This window comes from Pseudomonas putida (genome assembly GCF_026625125.1).
In the GTDB taxonomy this organism is placed as follows: Bacteria; Pseudomonadota; Gammaproteobacteria; order Pseudomonadales; family Pseudomonadaceae; genus Aquipseudomonas; species Aquipseudomonas putida_X.
In genome coordinates this window covers 4,618,202-4,631,266 of the sequence record NZ_CP113097.1, presented here as the reverse complement: position 1 = coordinate 4,631,266, position 13,065 = coordinate 4,618,202, and the positions used below count along the sequence as shown (strand labels likewise).

15 protein-coding genes are annotated in these 13,065 nt (G+C 63.4%); 11 read left to right on the top strand and 4 right to left on the bottom strand.

Features of this window, described 5'->3' with window-relative positions; genetic code table 11:
• Positions 1 to 29 precede the first annotated feature (29 nt).
• From OSW16_RS21320 to OSW16_RS21305, 4 genes are all read left to right on the top strand, one after another.
• A complete protein-coding gene (locus tag OSW16_RS21320; RefSeq protein ID WP_267818291.1) occupies positions 30 to 578 on the top strand; it encodes a hypothetical protein in 549 nt (182 codons plus the stop codon).
• A 74-nt stretch (positions 579 to 652) separates the two neighbouring features.
• A complete protein-coding gene (locus OSW16_RS21315) occupies positions 653 to 1,930 on the top strand; it encodes a flavohemoglobin expression-modulating QEGLA motif protein (protein WP_241804367.1) in 1,278 nt (425 codons plus the stop codon).
• On the top strand, positions 1,902 to 2,825 hold the full coding sequence (locus OSW16_RS21310) for an alpha/beta hydrolase (RefSeq protein WP_267818288.1): 924 nt from the start codon (positions 1,902 to 1,904) through the stop codon (positions 2,823 to 2,825). The genes OSW16_RS21315 and OSW16_RS21310 overlap by 29 nt, the downstream gene beginning before the upstream one ends.
• A complete protein-coding gene (locus OSW16_RS21305) occupies positions 2,822 to 3,148 on the top strand; it encodes a hypothetical protein (RefSeq protein ID WP_267818286.1) in 327 nt (108 codons plus the stop codon). Before OSW16_RS21310 ends, OSW16_RS21305 begins: the two co-directional genes overlap by 4 nt.
• A gap of 74 nt (positions 3,149 to 3,222) precedes the next feature.
• On the opposite strand, the gene OSW16_RS21300 is transcribed toward OSW16_RS21305, so the two are convergent.
• The 3 genes from OSW16_RS21300 to OSW16_RS21290 form a co-directional block, all read right to left on the bottom strand.
• A complete protein-coding gene (locus OSW16_RS21300; protein WP_267818284.1) occupies positions 3,223 to 4,011 on the bottom strand; it encodes an OmpA family protein in 789 nt (262 codons plus the stop codon).
• Positions 4,012 to 4,061: 50 nt separating this feature from the next.
• Positions 4,062 to 4,475 (bottom strand): DUF4398 domain-containing protein, encoded by a 414-nt coding sequence (locus tag OSW16_RS21295; RefSeq protein ID WP_267818282.1) that lies wholly within the window; start codon positions 4,473 to 4,475, stop codon positions 4,062 to 4,064.
• A gap of 270 nt (positions 4,476 to 4,745) precedes the next feature.
• A complete protein-coding gene (locus OSW16_RS21290) occupies positions 4,746 to 5,090 on the bottom strand; it encodes a pilin assembly protein (protein WP_241804372.1) in 345 nt (114 codons plus the stop codon).
• A 170-nt stretch (positions 5,091 to 5,260) separates the two neighbouring features.
• On the opposite strand from OSW16_RS21290, the gene ppc reads away from it, so the two are divergent.
• The 7 genes from ppc to OSW16_RS21255 all read left to right on the top strand — a co-directional run bounded on the left by ppc (position 5,261) and on the right by OSW16_RS21255 (position 12,401).
• Complete coding sequence (gene ppc / locus OSW16_RS21285; RefSeq protein ID WP_267818281.1) at positions 5,261 to 7,888, top strand: phosphoenolpyruvate carboxylase; 2,628 nt, start codon at positions 5,261 to 5,263, stop codon at positions 7,886 to 7,888.
• Positions 7,889 to 8,145: 257 nt separating this feature from the next.
• Positions 8,146 to 8,796: an adenylate kinase gene (adk, locus tag OSW16_RS21280; protein WP_267818278.1), complete on the top strand. Its 651-nt coding sequence runs from the start codon at positions 8,146 to 8,148 to the stop codon at positions 8,794 to 8,796.
• An 87-nt stretch (positions 8,797 to 8,883) separates the two neighbouring features.
• On the top strand, positions 8,884 to 9,558 hold the full coding sequence (gene tsaB, locus OSW16_RS21275) for a tRNA (adenosine(37)-N6)-threonylcarbamoyltransferase complex dimerization subunit type 1 TsaB (RefSeq protein ID WP_267818276.1): 675 nt from the start codon (positions 8,884 to 8,886) through the stop codon (positions 9,556 to 9,558).
• Between the two features lie 129 nt (positions 9,559 to 9,687).
• Positions 9,688 to 9,975, top strand: a complete 288-nt coding sequence (locus OSW16_RS21270; protein ID WP_267818274.1) for a hypothetical protein — start codon at positions 9,688 to 9,690, stop codon at positions 9,973 to 9,975.
• Between the two features lie 3 nt (positions 9,976 to 9,978).
• Positions 9,979 to 10,848, top strand: coding sequence for a DUF72 domain-containing protein (locus OSW16_RS21265; RefSeq protein ID WP_267818272.1), 870 nt, complete (start codon positions 9,979 to 9,981; stop codon positions 10,846 to 10,848).
• A 29-nt stretch (positions 10,849 to 10,877) separates the two neighbouring features.
• Positions 10,878 to 11,708: an isocitrate lyase/PEP mutase family protein gene (locus OSW16_RS21260; protein ID WP_241804378.1), complete on the top strand. Its 831-nt coding sequence runs from the start codon at positions 10,878 to 10,880 to the stop codon at positions 11,706 to 11,708.
• A 6-nt stretch (positions 11,709 to 11,714) separates the two neighbouring features.
• On the top strand, positions 11,715 to 12,401 hold the full coding sequence (locus OSW16_RS21255; protein ID WP_267818270.1) for an extensin family protein: 687 nt from the start codon (positions 11,715 to 11,717) through the stop codon (positions 12,399 to 12,401).
• Between the two features lie 2 nt (positions 12,402 to 12,403).
• On the opposite strand, the gene OSW16_RS21250 is transcribed toward OSW16_RS21255, so the two are convergent.
• Positions 12,404 to 13,024, bottom strand: a complete 621-nt coding sequence (locus OSW16_RS21250; protein ID WP_267818268.1) for an energy transducer TonB — start codon at positions 13,022 to 13,024, stop codon at positions 12,404 to 12,406.
• Positions 13,025 to 13,065: the final 41 nt, after the last annotated feature.

Below are 13,065 nucleotides of genomic sequence, written 5' to 3'. Positions count from 1 at the left end.
GCCGAGAACGAACTTTCAAGGAGAACTTGATGAAAGCCTGGCGTGTGGTGTTGTTGACGTTGTCATTCCTCGTGCTGGGCGGTTGTCTGGTGACCTTCCATGAGCCATTGCCGAGCAATCAGGCGGCGCCCAAAACCCTGCTCGGCACGTGGAGCAGCAAGGACGCCTGGGGCGAGCCACTCAAGATGGTCATCAGCCGCAGTGGCGCCGATGCCTACAAGGCCGTGGCCACTGCCAAAGGCAAGAAGCCCGAAGAGTACGTATTCACCGTGTCACGCCACGGCAACCGCTGGTACCTCTCTGCCGGTGTCCCCAAACGCCTGGGCGGCCATTTCTTGATTGGCGGTTTCGATATCGTCGATGGCAAGGAGCTGGTCATCTACAACCTTGATGTAGAACAGGTGCAGCAGGCGCTGGAGAAAAAAGAGCTGAGCGGGCGTAGTACCGAGGTGCCGGAGGACAATGGCGAGGGCGTGTTGATCGACAGCCCTTCAGCGCGGGTGCTGGCCTACCTGGATGACCCGGCCAACTCCGACCTGTTCGTCGAGGTGGCGCGCTTCCAGCGAGTCGGCAAATGACCGTGCAGGCCCTAGCGCCGGCGTGCCGAGGCTAGGGCCAGTACAGGTGCCTTGTTCTAGAAAGGAGTTCCCCGTTGGACGAGTACCAGCAGACCATTCGCGCACTGTCCGATCGCATCGTCACCGCGCAGACCCCGATCCGAGTGCTCGACGCGGTCAAATGGGACGACAGCATCCGCCAAGGCTTTCTTAAGGCCAAGGGCAAAGAGCCGCCGGCCGTGGACCGTGCCTATTACCAGTCGCGGCCGCTGTCGTTCGACTCAAGTGCGGTCAAGGCCGAGTTCCAGAGCATCGAGCGCGACATCACCCGGCAATTGGGGCAGTTCAACCCGGTGGGGCAGATCATGCGGCGCATGTGCAAGGAGTACCGCATGGTGGTGCGCATGCTCGAGGCACGCGGCACCGAGGACTTCGGGCTGATCTCCCAGGAACTCTATGGCGCAGCGTCCGATGCCTTCCACGCTGGCGACCCGACGCTGGCCGACCTCGGCCTGATGCTTTCCGATTACCTGAACAACATCGACGGCCGTGGTGACCTCAAGGACGAGCCGAAAAACATCACTGCCAAAGAGACCGTGGATATCCTCCAGCATCGCCTGAACAAGGTGTTCGGCGAGGCTGAAGAGACCATCCGGGTGTTTGAGTCGGACGGGATCGTCGCCGATGCGGCGGCCGGTGCCGACTATATCAAGGTGCGCGCCGACGCCATGTTCAACAGCCGTGATGTGCGCGCGCTGGAAGTGCACGAGGGGCTGGTGCATGTGGGCACCACGCTCAACGGCCTGAACCAGCCGATCTGCACCTTCCTGGCCAAGGGCCCGCCTTCATCGACGGTGACGCAGGAGGGCTTGGCGATTCTCATGGAGGTGATCGCCTTCGCCTCGTACCCCAGTCGCCTGCGCAAACTCACCAACCGCACGCGCGCCATCCACATGGTCGAAGAGGGCGCCGATTTTCTTCAGGTCTTCGAGTTCTTCCGCGCCCAGGGCTTTGAAATGGCGCAAAGCTACAGCAATGCAAGCCGGGTATTCCGCGGGTCGGTGCCTGATGGTCTGCCATTTACCAAGGATTTGTCCTACCTCAAGGGTTTCATCATGGTTTACAACTACATTCAGTTGGCCGTGAGAAAGGGCAAGCTAGAGCAGATTCCGCTGCTGTTCTGCGGCAAGACTACCCTCGAGGACATGCGCACCTTGCGTCAACTGGTCGAAGAAGGCCTGGTGGAACCGCCCAAGTACCTGCCGGAGCAGTTCCGCGACCTCAATGCCCTGTCGGCCTGGATGTGCTTCTCCAACTTCCTCAACCACCTGAGCCTGGATCGCATTGAAGCCGACTACGCGAACATTCTTTGAGCGCTGCCGCTGCCTGGTCCTGGGCTTGGCGCTGCTGGGCCTGGGCGGCTGCAGCAGCCTGTTGTTCTACCCGGAGCCGGGCCAGCCGTTCACGCCCGAGCGTGCCAAGCTGCAGTACCGCGATGTCACCCTGACCACCGCCGACGGCGTTCGCCTGCATGGCTGGTGGCTGCCGGCCAAGGCCGGTGTCGAGGTCAAGGGCACGGTGCTGCACTTGCACGGCAATGGCGGCAACCTGGCGGGGCACCTGGGCGGTAGCTACTGGCTGCCGGAGCAGGGTTATCAGGTGCTGATGATCGATTACCGGGGCTATGGCCTGTCTGAGGGCAAGCCCGGTTTGCCGCAGGTCTACACCGACATCGCAGCGGCCATGGCATGGCTCGACCAGGCCCCCGAGGTCCAGGGTAAACCCCTGGTACTGCTGGGGCAGAGCCTCGGTGGGGCAATGGCCATCCACTACCTGGCAGCCCACCCCGAGCAGCGCCAGCGCTTCAGCGCACTGGTGTTCGACGGCGTACCGGCCAGTTACCGTGACGTCGGGCGCTTTGCGCTGAGCACATCATGGTTGACCTGGCCCTTGCAGGTGCCGTTGTCCTGGCTGGTACCCGATGGCGACAGCGCGATCCGCTCCGTCGAGCGCCTGAGCAGCCCACCCAAACTGTTCTTCCATAGCATCGACGACAACCTGGTACCCATGGACAACGGCATCCGCCTCTACCAGCACGCACCGCCTCCAAGGGTGCTGCAGTTGACCCGTGGCGGCCACGTGCAGACCTTCGCCGACCCGGTCTGGCGCCAGGTGATGCTGCGTTTTCTTGATGATCCCAGCCATTTCAACGGCCTGCGGCGGCTGGCCGAAGTGCCCAACTACCCCGACGAGAAGAGCAAGCAATGAGTGAAGAACGCAACGCCATCCCGCTGATCCTGACCGGTGTCGGCAGCATCATCGTGACGGTGGGGGCTCTGTGGTACTACGGCTACCTGCATTTCGCCAAGCCAGAAGACGCGCTGTTGCTGCAGGATTTCACCATGCTCAAGACCGTTCCGGGCGAGGATTACAAGGTGTCCCTCGACCCTGCGCCGCAGGTGGCGCAGTGTGTAGATGGGGTGCTGGTGCTGTTCGACACAGCGCAAAAAGGCCTTACCGGGGTACTGGTCGACAACCGCAAGCGTGCGGTGCGCTGCATGGGTGAACAAACCCCGCAACGCGTGCAATGACCCGTTCCAGCCAATGATCAAAAATGAAGAACCCCGCCATGAAGGCGGGGTTCTTTTTTAGCGGCCTGTGAGCGTTACTGCACTTGGCTCACCGAGCGCGGCGCTACCGGCTGGTTGTCGTTGGAGATGGTCACCTCCACCCGGCGGTTCTGCGCACGGCCCGAGTTGCTGGAGTTGTCAGCAACCGGGTACTCCTTGCCGTAGCCCTGAGCGACGATGCGCGCAGGGTCCACGCCTGCACGTACCAGCGCCATGCGTACAGCACCGGCGCGACGTTCGGACAGGGACTGGTTGTAGCTGGCCGAACCGACGCTGTCGGTGTAGCCCTCTACGATGACCTTGCGCTCAGGGTTTTCCTGAAGGAACTGGGCCAGCTTGGTCACGTTAGGGTAGGCGCTGCTCTTGAGTTCAGCTTTGTTGAAGTCGAACAGTACATCGCCGAAGGTCACCAGCGTACCGCGGTCGGTCTCTTTGGCGTTCAGGCTGTCCTGAAGCTTGGCGATCTGCGCGTCGCGGGCATCGAGCTTGGCTTGGGCACGTTGGGCCGCCGCGTTTTTCAGCTCGTTTTCGGCCGTGCGCAGGGCAATGGTCTGCTTGGCCACTTCAACGCGTTGGTTGGTCAGGTAGGCCAGTTGGTCGACTTTCTTGCTGTCTTCACGCTCCATGTAGGCCTTGTCGGCCTTGTTCAGCCAGTCCTGTGCGTCCTTGGTTTCAAGGGCTGCGACCTTGCTCGCCTGCGGATCGCTCTGCAGCGACGAGAAGTTGGTGCGGGCCGACTCCAGGTTGGCATTCGGGTCGTGCGAGCAGGCAGCGAGACCGACGCTCAGGGCCAACAGGGCGGGAATCATGACGTGTTTGCGCATAGTGTTCATCCTTTGATCGAGTGCGAAGGCTAAGGCAGGTTGGGCAGCGTTCACTGAACGCTACGCAGGCCTTCCTGACGTACGTCCTGAACGCCTTGGCGGGCGTCCTGCACGGCCTTCTGGGCTTTGGCCGCCTGGGCTTTGCGTTCGGCGAGGCGAGCGTCCCATTCGGCCTGCTCGGCCAGACGCTTGGCTTGCTCGTAGTTCTTGTCGTGCATGGCGATTTCGGCCTGCTTGAACTTGTCCTGCGCCGCTTTCATTTCAACGGCGGCAAACTCGGTACCGCCAGCGCTGACGGCGGAGTTCACGGCGGACTGGGTGACGGCATATTGCTCGGTGGGCGGGTTACCTGCACAGCCGGCCAGGACCAGGCTACTGCCCAGGGCCAGCGCGGCCAGCTTGAGCCCGCGCACATGAGTTGAGGAAAGTTTCGAAGTGCGGGTCTTCATGGTGGTCAGCTCCATTGGATCACTCCTGATAACGACGATGTCCGTAGCAGTCCATCCCATCGCTCAATCCCTGGCATCGCCGTGTGTGTCAGCTCAAGGGTGCACAACGACTGTGTGCAGGGTTTTAGCGTGATGGCTATTGGCTGTGACTGAGTCGTTTTTTGAATAGTTCAGAAAAAAATGCCAACTATTTCTGACTGATCGGTCAGTGGTATGGGGGCGGAACTTCCACTGTCAGAAGCGGTATTCCGGGCTGGAGGGCAGCCCGGAACGGGGGCTGGCACGTCAGTTTCCGCTGTTCTCGCCGGGGTGGCTGAGCGTGTGCAGATGGCGCCGTGAAAGCGCCAGAAAGCGCGGTGTAGAGCCTATGTCCTCGTACAACGGGTCGCCTTCTTCGTCGGTGGAAATGACCTTGTTGCCCTGCACGTAGGGGAAGCTGGCCTCAAGCTCCTCAAGCGCCGCTGCGACCAGTTCACCGAGCAACTCCTCGGCGGTGCGCTTGGGGTACATGTCGATGAGCGCCGCCAGGCGCGCCTCCGATTCCAGGTCAAGGTGCAAGGTATGGCCGGTCGGGCTCAGGGTGCCGGCGGCATTTTGTTCCCAGTGCTGGGCGAGTTCGCGGATTTTCATGATGACCTCTGTCAACGCCTTGAAAAGGCTGCACTGCATCGGACTGCTACGTGTTTACTTTAGTTTGCTTTACCGGTCATGGCTTGCCATGGCTGCCCCGCTATGGGCACTCTTGGGCCAGTGCTGTTTCCGGAGCAGAGCGCGGGCGAGCCGTGCCGAAGAGAGGGCCAATGACTGATATCGATGTGCGCTTGCGTGAAGATGTCCATGTGTTGGGGGATTTGCTGGGCGAAACCATACGCCAGCAGCACGGTGACGCGTTCGTGCAGAAGATCGAGGACATTCGTCATAGCGCCAAGGCGGACCGGCGCAGCGCCGGCGAACAGCTGAGCTCTACGTTGGCGGACCTGGCCGAAGACGACTTGCTGCCGGTGGCGCGTGCCTTCAACCAGTTCCTCAACCTGGCCAACATGGCTGAGCAGTACCAGTTGATCCGCCGCCGTGACGCCGAGCAGCCAGAACCTTTCGAGGCGCGGGTGCTGCCTGAGCTGCTGGCGCGGCTCAAGCAGGCCGGGCACAAGGACGATGCCTTGGCCAGGCAGTTGGCCAAGCTCGACATCCAGTTGGTGCTCACTGCGCACCCCACCGAAGTGGCACGCCGCACGCTGATCCAGAAGTACGATGCCATTGCCGGCCAGCTGGCCGCGCAGGACCATCGCGACCTGACCCCGGTCGAGCGCCAGCAGGTACGCGAGCGCCTGCGCCGGTTGATCGCTGAGGCCTGGCACACAGAAGAAATCCGCCGCACCCGGCCAACGCCGGTAGACGAAGCCAAATGGGGCTTCGCGGTGATCGAACACTCCCTGTGGCATGCCATCCCCAGCCACTTGCGCAAGGTGGACAAGGCGCTGTTCGACGCCACCGGCCTGCGCCTGCCACTGGAAGCGGCCCCTGTGCGCTTTGCCTCCTGGATGGGTGGCGACCGTGATGGCAACCCCAATGTGACCGCCGCCGTGACCCGCGAAGTGTTGCTGCTGGCGCGCTGGATGGCGGCCGACCTGTTCCTGCGCGATGTCGACGCGCTGGCCGCGGAGCTGTCCATGCAGCAAGCCAGCAGCGCTGTGCGCGAGCGGGTAGGGGATACCCCCGAGCCCTACCGCGCCGTTCTCAAGCGCTTGCGTGACCGCTTGCGGGCGACGCGCGCCTGGGCCCATGCGTCGCTCACCGCAACCCAGCCGGCCAGTGCCGAGGTGCTGGTGGACAACCGTGACCTGATCGCGCCGCTGGAGCTGTGCTACCAGTCCCTGCACGAATGCGGCATGGGCGTTATCGCCGATGGGCCACTGCTCGACAGCCTGCGACGTGCCGTGACATTCGGCCTGTTTCTGGGGCGGCTGGACGTGCGCCAGGATGCCGCCCGACACCGCGACGCACTGTCGGAAATCACCGACTATCTGGGCATGGGCAGCTATGCGGACTGGGATGAAGACAAGCGTATCGCTTTCCTGCAGGCCGAACTGAAAAACCGCCGGCCTTTGCTGCCGGCCCACTTCATGCCCCAGGCGGACACTGCCGAAGTGCTTGCCACCTGTCGCGAAATCGCTGCGGCGCCGGGTGCATCGCTCGGTTCTTACGTCATCTCCATGGCCGGCGCGGCATCGGACGTGCTGGCGGTGCAATTGCTGCTCAAGGAAGCGGGGCTGACCCGGCCGATGCGGGTCGTGCCGCTGTTCGAAACCCTCGCCGACCTGGACAACGCAGGCCCTGTGATGGAGCGGCTGCTCGGCCTGCCGGGCTACCGCGCGGGCTTGCGCGGGCCGCAGGAAGTGATGATCGGCTACTCCGATTCGGCCAAGGACGCCGGGACCACTGCCGCGGCCTGGGCCCAATACCGGGCGCAGGAAAACCTGGTGCGCATCTGCCGTGAGCATCAGGTCGAACTGCTGCTGTTCCATGGCCGTGGCGGCACTGTCGGCCGCGGCGGTGGCCCGGCGCATGCAGCGATCCTGTCGCAACCACCGGGGTCGGTGGCGGGGCGGTTCCGCACTACCGAGCAAGGCGAGATGATCCGCTTCAAGTTTGGTTTGCCAGGCATCGCCGAGCAGAACCTCAACCTGTACCTGGCGGCGGTGCTGGAAGCCACCTTGCTGCCGCCGCCACCCCCGGAGCCGGCCTGGCGCGCCTTGATGGACCAACTGGCCGCCGATGGGGTCAAGGCTTACCGCGGTGTGGTGCGGGAGAACCCGGACTTCGTCGAGTATTTCCGCCAGTCCACACCCGAACAGGAACTGGGGCGTCTGCCGCTGGGCAGCCGCCCGGCCAAGCGCCGTGCCGGTGGAATCGAAAGCCTGCGGGCCATTCCATGGATCTTCGGCTGGACGCAGACGCGTTTGATGCTGCCGGCCTGGTTGGGGTGGGAGACCGCATTGGGCAATGCACTGGCACGGGGGCAGGGTGAATTGCTGGCGCAGATGCGTGAACAGTGGCCGTTCTTTCGTACCCGCATCGACATGTTGGAGATGGTCCTGGCCAAAGCGGATGCGCAAATTGCCGAGGCCTACGACGAACGTCTGGTGCAACCGGAATTGCTTCCTTTAGGTGCACACCTGCGCGACCTATTGTCGCAGTCCTGTCAGGTGGTACTGGCCCTCACCGGGCAACAGGTGCTACTGGCGCACAGCCCGGAAACCCTGGAATTCATCAGCCTGCGCAACACCTACCTGGACCCGCTGCACCGGCTCCAGGCCGAGCTGCTGGCGCGCTCGCGCAGCCGCGAAGCCGCTCTGGACAGCCCGTTGGAGCAGGCCCTGCTGGTGACCGTTGCAGGGATCGCCGCAGGCCTGCGCAACACGGGCTGAGGCCCTGCCTGGGGGCTCGCGCGCAGGGCCTTGGTGGGGACCAGGCCAGGGCAGGGCAGGTGGTTGCGCTTGGCGCAACCATCCGCCGCCTCGGCTACAGATGGCCCATTCCTGCAACTTTGGGACGCTTGTCTGGCTGACGGGCGCTGTGTATCTTGAGCAGCCTTCTGACCGATTTATGGTCATACCCGATTTTCCGGACTTGGCCCTGGTTGCCGAATCCATTGAATTTCATAAAAAAATTTGAGGAGCACGAGATGCGCGTAATTCTGCTGGGAGCTCCCGGGGCCGGTAAAGGTACTCAGGCAAAGTTCATCACCGAAAAGTTCGGTATCCCACAGATCTCCACCGGTGACATGCTGCGTGCTGCCGTCAAGGCCGGTACCCCGCTGGGTCTGGAGCTCAAGAAAGTCATGGACGCCGGCCAGCTGGTCTCCGACGAGCTGATCATCAGCCTGGTCAAGGAGCGCATCGCCCAGCCAGATTGCGCCAACGGCTGCCTGTTCGACGGTTTCCCACGCACCATTCCACAGGCTGAAGCCATGGTCGCTGCCGGTGTCGACATCGATGCAGTGGTCGAGATCGCCGTCGACGACGAAGAGATCGTCGGCCGCATGGCGGGCCGCCGCGTGCACCCGGCCTCGGGCCGTACCTACCACGTTCGGTACAACCCGCCGAAAGTGGAAGGCAAGGACGACGACACCGGCGAAGACTTGATTCAGCGCGCCGATGACAAGGAAGAAACCGTGCGTCATCGCCTGTCGGTCTACCACAACCAGACCAAACCGCTGGTGGACTTCTACCAGAAGCTGTCGGCCGCCAACGCTGGCAAGCCCAAGTACATCCACATCGAAGGCGTGGGTTCGGTAGAGGACATTACCGCCAAAGTGCTGGCAGCCCTGAGCTGATCCATCACCGTGCGTCACGACGGCCCGCTTGCGGGCCGTTGTCGTCTATACTGCCGCTCTTTTCACTTGCTCCTGGATACCCGTTCGATGACCACCCTGCTGGCCCTGGATACCGCCACTGAAGCCTGTTCCGTCGCGCTGCTGCATGACGGCAAGGTAACCAGCCATTACGAGGTGATCCCGCGCATGCACGCGCAGAAGCTGCTGCCGATGATCAAGCAGCTGCTGAATGATTCCGGCGTGGCGCTCAATGCCCTCGATGCCATTGCCTTCGGCCGTGGCCCCGGCGCCTTCACCGGCGTGCGGATCGCCATCGGCGTGGTGCAAGGCCTGGCTTTCGCGCTGGAGCGCCCAGTCCTGCCAGTGTCCAACCTGGCCGCGCTGGCTCAGGGTGCCTTGCGCGAGCATGGCGCGCAGCAGGTAGCGGCGGCCATCGATGCGCGCATGGACGAGGTGTACTGGGGTTGCTACCAGGCGGTGGGTGGCGAGATGCGCCTGCAGGGCCTGGAAGCGGTGCTGCCACCGGAGCGCGTGGCGTTGCCAGAGGGCAGCAGCGGCGATTGGTACGGTGCCGGGACCGGCTGGGGCTATGCCGAGCGTCTGGCCGTGCAGGCCAGTGCCAGCAACCCGGCGGCATTGCCCAATGCGCTGGACATCCTCAACCTGGCCAGCTTCGCCTGGGCACGGGGCGAGGCAATCGTCGCCGATCAGGCGCAACCGGTTTACCTGCGCGATAATGTCGCTACGCCCAAAGCCCGCTGACGGCTGTCCGTCGGTTATCGCGCTTGTCGATAAAACCTTTGGTGCAAACTGTGGTCCAGTTATCACTAGGGCATTAGCGACGGAACACTGATGCTGCTAAATTGCCATCATTGGTCCTGAGTGCTCATCATGCGTATCGACGGTTTCTCATCGCAGTCCTATCCGGTAAAGCGCGCGCCGCGTAAGGCGCCGGTGCGCGATGAGAGCATCGACGATGCCGAGCTCATCGAAGAGGGCGATGCCGCTCAGGAAGCGGCGCCGCGCCGTCGCCCCGGTGGCCTGCCGGCCCGCCAGCAGGACATGGTGTTCCCACGGGCGCGGGACCGCCGCACGGCGACCGCGCTGGCCAGCTACCTCAGTACTGCAGGTTTTACCGATTGGGACATGGAAGTGCTGGGGCTGGACCTGTACATTTGAGGGATGAGTTCATCCCACCTGCCTTATTTCCTGGGTTGCCCGTCTTGGAGCGAAAGCGCCTGGCGCGACTACCTGTATCCCGCTGACGCCCGCACCGGCGAGTTTCTTGGCCTTTACAGCCAGGTGCTCAATGCGGTCGAGGGCAACACCACGTTCTATGCCCGCCCAGCGCCGAGCACTGTCGAGCGTTGGGCGCAGGTCATGCCCGCGCACTTTCGTTTCACTGCCAAATTCCCCCGCGATGTCAGCCATGAAGGCGACCTGCGCGAGCGACTGGAAGCAGCATTGGACTTCACCCGGCTGCTGGCGCCCCTCGGCCAGCGGGTGTCACCGTACTGGTTGCAATTGCCGGCGCAGTTCGGCCCGGCTCGGCTGGCTGAGCTGGGGCAGTTTCTCGATCAGATCGGTGTGCCTGTGGCGGTGGAAGTGCGTAATCAGGCTTTTTTCGCCAAGGGTGAAGAGGAGCGCCTGCTCAACCGTTTGCTGAATGAGCGCGGTGTTGAGCGTATCTGCCTGGACCCGCGTGCGTTGTTCAGCTGTACCTCACGTGAAGCCGCCGTGCTCGATGCGCAAGCCAAGAAGCCCAAGGTTCCGCCGCGCCCCGCAGCGTTCAGCCAGCACCCCCAAGTCCGTTTTATCGGCCACCCTGTGCTCGAGGCCAACGAAGCGTTCCTTTCGCCATGGGTTGAAAAGGTCGCCAGCTGGATCGAGGAAGGCCGCAGCCCTTACATCTTCCTGCACACCTCGGACAACCGCCTGGCCGCCGCGCTGGCCCAGCGTTTTCATCAGCGGCTGATGGCGCGCCTGCCGGGGCTGGCGGCGTTGTGGGAATTGCCACGGGCCCCGGAGGTCGAACAACTGGGGCTACTTTGACCCTCACCGACCAGTAGGAGGTTGTGACCATGGATGTACAAACCCTGCGTGCCGAAGCCTTCAAAGCCCTGCACGAGCGCGATGGGGCGTTCGTCATCCCCAACCCTTGGGATGCCGGCTCCGCCAAGCTACTGGCAGACCTCGGTTTCGAGGCCCTGGCTACCACCAGTGCAGGCCTTGCCTTCAGCCTTGGCCGAGCGGATGCCGAGGCGGCGCTGAGCCTGGAGGAAACCCTTGGCAACGCCGGGATGATCGTCGATGCCACTGCCTTGCCAGTTGCCGCCGACCTGGAAAATGGTTTTGGTGACCTGCCGGACGACTGTGCCCACGCCATCTTGCGAGCCGCCGAAGCAGGGTTGGTCGGCGGCTCGATCGAGGATGCCAGTGGGCGCCGCGACGCGCCGATCTATGACCTGGGCCTGGCGGTGGAGCGGGTGAGGGCTGCAGTGCAGGCGGCGCGCAGCCTGCCATTCCCCTTCACGCTTTGCGCTCGCGCGGAAAACCTGCTGCACGGGCGTATGGACCTGGATGACACCATCCTGCGCCTGCAGGCTTACGCCGAAGCGGGCGCCGACGTGCTCTATGCGCCGGGTTTGCGCTCTGCCGAAGAAATTCGCGCGGTGGTGCAGGCCGTGGCACCGAAACCTGTCAATGTGCTGATGGGGCTGGCGGGTGTGCCATTGAGCGTCAATCAGCTGCAGGACTTGGGCGTACGCCGCATCAGCGTGGGCTCTTCACTGGCGCGTGCAGCGCTCGGTGCGTTCCAGCGCGCGGCATTGGAAATTCGTGACCAGGGCACGTTCAGCTACGGTGAGCAGGCGCTGCCGTTCGCCCAGCTCAACGACCTGTTCCGGCGCTGAAGCGCGGTGCGCGCATTGGTGCTGCTGTGCGGGCTGCTGCTGGTAGCTGGCGTTTTATGGCAGCTGGGTTGGCGCCTGCCCCAGGCTTGGGATCCGTGGGCAGCACTGGACGTTGGTCAGCCGCCGAACCTGCTGACGCCTTACAAGCTTTCGCGTCTGCGCGATGACCCTCAGCTGTGCCGCCAAGCGTTGGCGACCACCAGCCTGCGCTATCGGACGCAGGCCGATAGCCCGGCATCGGCCAATTGCCCATTGCAAAACGTCTGGCGGATAGAAAGAGGCCAGGCGCGGTTGAGCAGCAGTTTTCTGGCCAGTTGCCCGTTGGCGGTGGCCTATGCGCTGTTCGAGAAGCATGGCTTGCAACCTGCCGCGCAGCAGGTGTTCGGCCAGCCGGTGGCGCAGGTCGATCATCTGGGCAGCTTTGCCTGCCGCAACGTCTATCACCGCAAGCAGGGCCGGCTCAGTCAGCACGCCACGGCCAATGCGCTGGATATCAGCGGCTTTCGTCTACAAGATGGGCAGCGGATCGTGCTGGCGCGGGACTGGCAGGCAGGTGGACAAAAGGCGGCCTTCCTGCGGCAGGTACAGCAAGCGGCCTGCAAGAGTTTCAGCACGGTGCTGGGGCCGGAATACAATGCCGCTCACCGCAATCACTTTCACCTGGACATGGGCGTGTGGCAGGTCTGCCGTTGACATCAGGCGTGAGCGCGAACGTTGTTCAGCACGACCGGCCGTGCCCAATGGATGTCGAACTCTAGGTCGTTCTGCTGCTTGGCCATGGTCGCGGCGTCTAAAGGCTCCGGCGCGGGGTCGAGCAGGGCAGTCTCGAACTCGGCGATAGGCAAGTGCAGCGGGCGCGGGGAGGGTGCAGGGCCTGGCTCGGCAAGCGGCTGCCCCTGGCTGATGACGACCGGGCGTAGCCAGCTGTTGGTGATGTCCAGTTGGCGCTGCTGCTGAATCATCTCGGCGGCGCTGAATGGCTCCGGCGCTGGCTCCAGCAGGCTGGCTTCGAGTTCGGCCTTGGGCAGGAACAGGGGCTCGGGTGGCGCAACGATGGTGTCGTGCACGGGGCAGGCGCGTTGGGCATCGATCAGGGCCAGGGCCCTGGCTCCGCCAATCGGCTCACCGCTGACGGTGTCATACTGCACCAGCGCCTGATGGCTGCTGTCTGCCTCATCCCCTTGCTGTTCGGCCATGGCGCGGGCAAAGAAATCCTGCCACAGGTGGCTGACGCCTCCCAGTGCCTGGGTATTCTGCCGACCGTAGTTGCCGACGGGCGACAGGTAGGTCAAGCCGATGGGAAGAGTATCTGTCATGGCAGTCGTGCGCGTTGTGCTCTGGCAGAATAGCGGGATAT

Bases quoted from the DNA above. Each gene is read 5' to 3' on its own strand.
- OSW16_RS21320 (WP_267818291.1), top strand. From the start codon at position 30: ATGAAAGCCTGGCGTGTGGTGTTGTTGACGTTGTCATTCCTCGTGCTG.
- OSW16_RS21305 (WP_267818286.1), top strand. From the start codon at position 2,822: ATGAGTGAAGAACGCAACGCCATCCCGCTGATCCTGACCGGTGTCGGC.
- OSW16_RS21300 (WP_267818284.1), bottom strand. From the start codon at position 4,011: ATGCGCAAACACGTCATGATTCCCGCCCTGTTGGCCCTGAGCGTCGGT.
- OSW16_RS21295 (WP_267818282.1), bottom strand. From the start codon at position 4,475: ATGGAGCTGACCACCATGAAGACCCGCACTTCGAAACTTTCCTCAACT.
- OSW16_RS21290 (WP_241804372.1), bottom strand. From the start codon at position 5,090: ATGAAAATCCGCGAACTCGCCCAGCACTGGGAACAAAATGCCGCCGGC.
- ppc (WP_267818281.1), top strand. From the start codon at position 5,261: ATGACTGATATCGATGTGCGCTTGCGTGAAGATGTCCATGTGTTGGGG.
- adk (WP_267818278.1), top strand. From the start codon at position 8,146: ATGCGCGTAATTCTGCTGGGAGCTCCCGGGGCCGGTAAAGGTACTCAG.
- tsaB (WP_267818276.1), top strand. From the start codon at position 8,884: ATGACCACCCTGCTGGCCCTGGATACCGCCACTGAAGCCTGTTCCGTC.
- OSW16_RS21270 (WP_267818274.1), top strand. From the start codon at position 9,688: ATGCGTATCGACGGTTTCTCATCGCAGTCCTATCCGGTAAAGCGCGCG.
- OSW16_RS21265 (WP_267818272.1), top strand. From the start codon at position 9,979: ATGAGTTCATCCCACCTGCCTTATTTCCTGGGTTGCCCGTCTTGGAGC.
- OSW16_RS21260 (WP_241804378.1), top strand. From the start codon at position 10,878: ATGGATGTACAAACCCTGCGTGCCGAAGCCTTCAAAGCCCTGCACGAG.
- OSW16_RS21250 (WP_267818268.1), bottom strand. From the start codon at position 13,024: ATGACAGATACTCTTCCCATCGGCTTGACCTACCTGTCGCCCGTCGGC.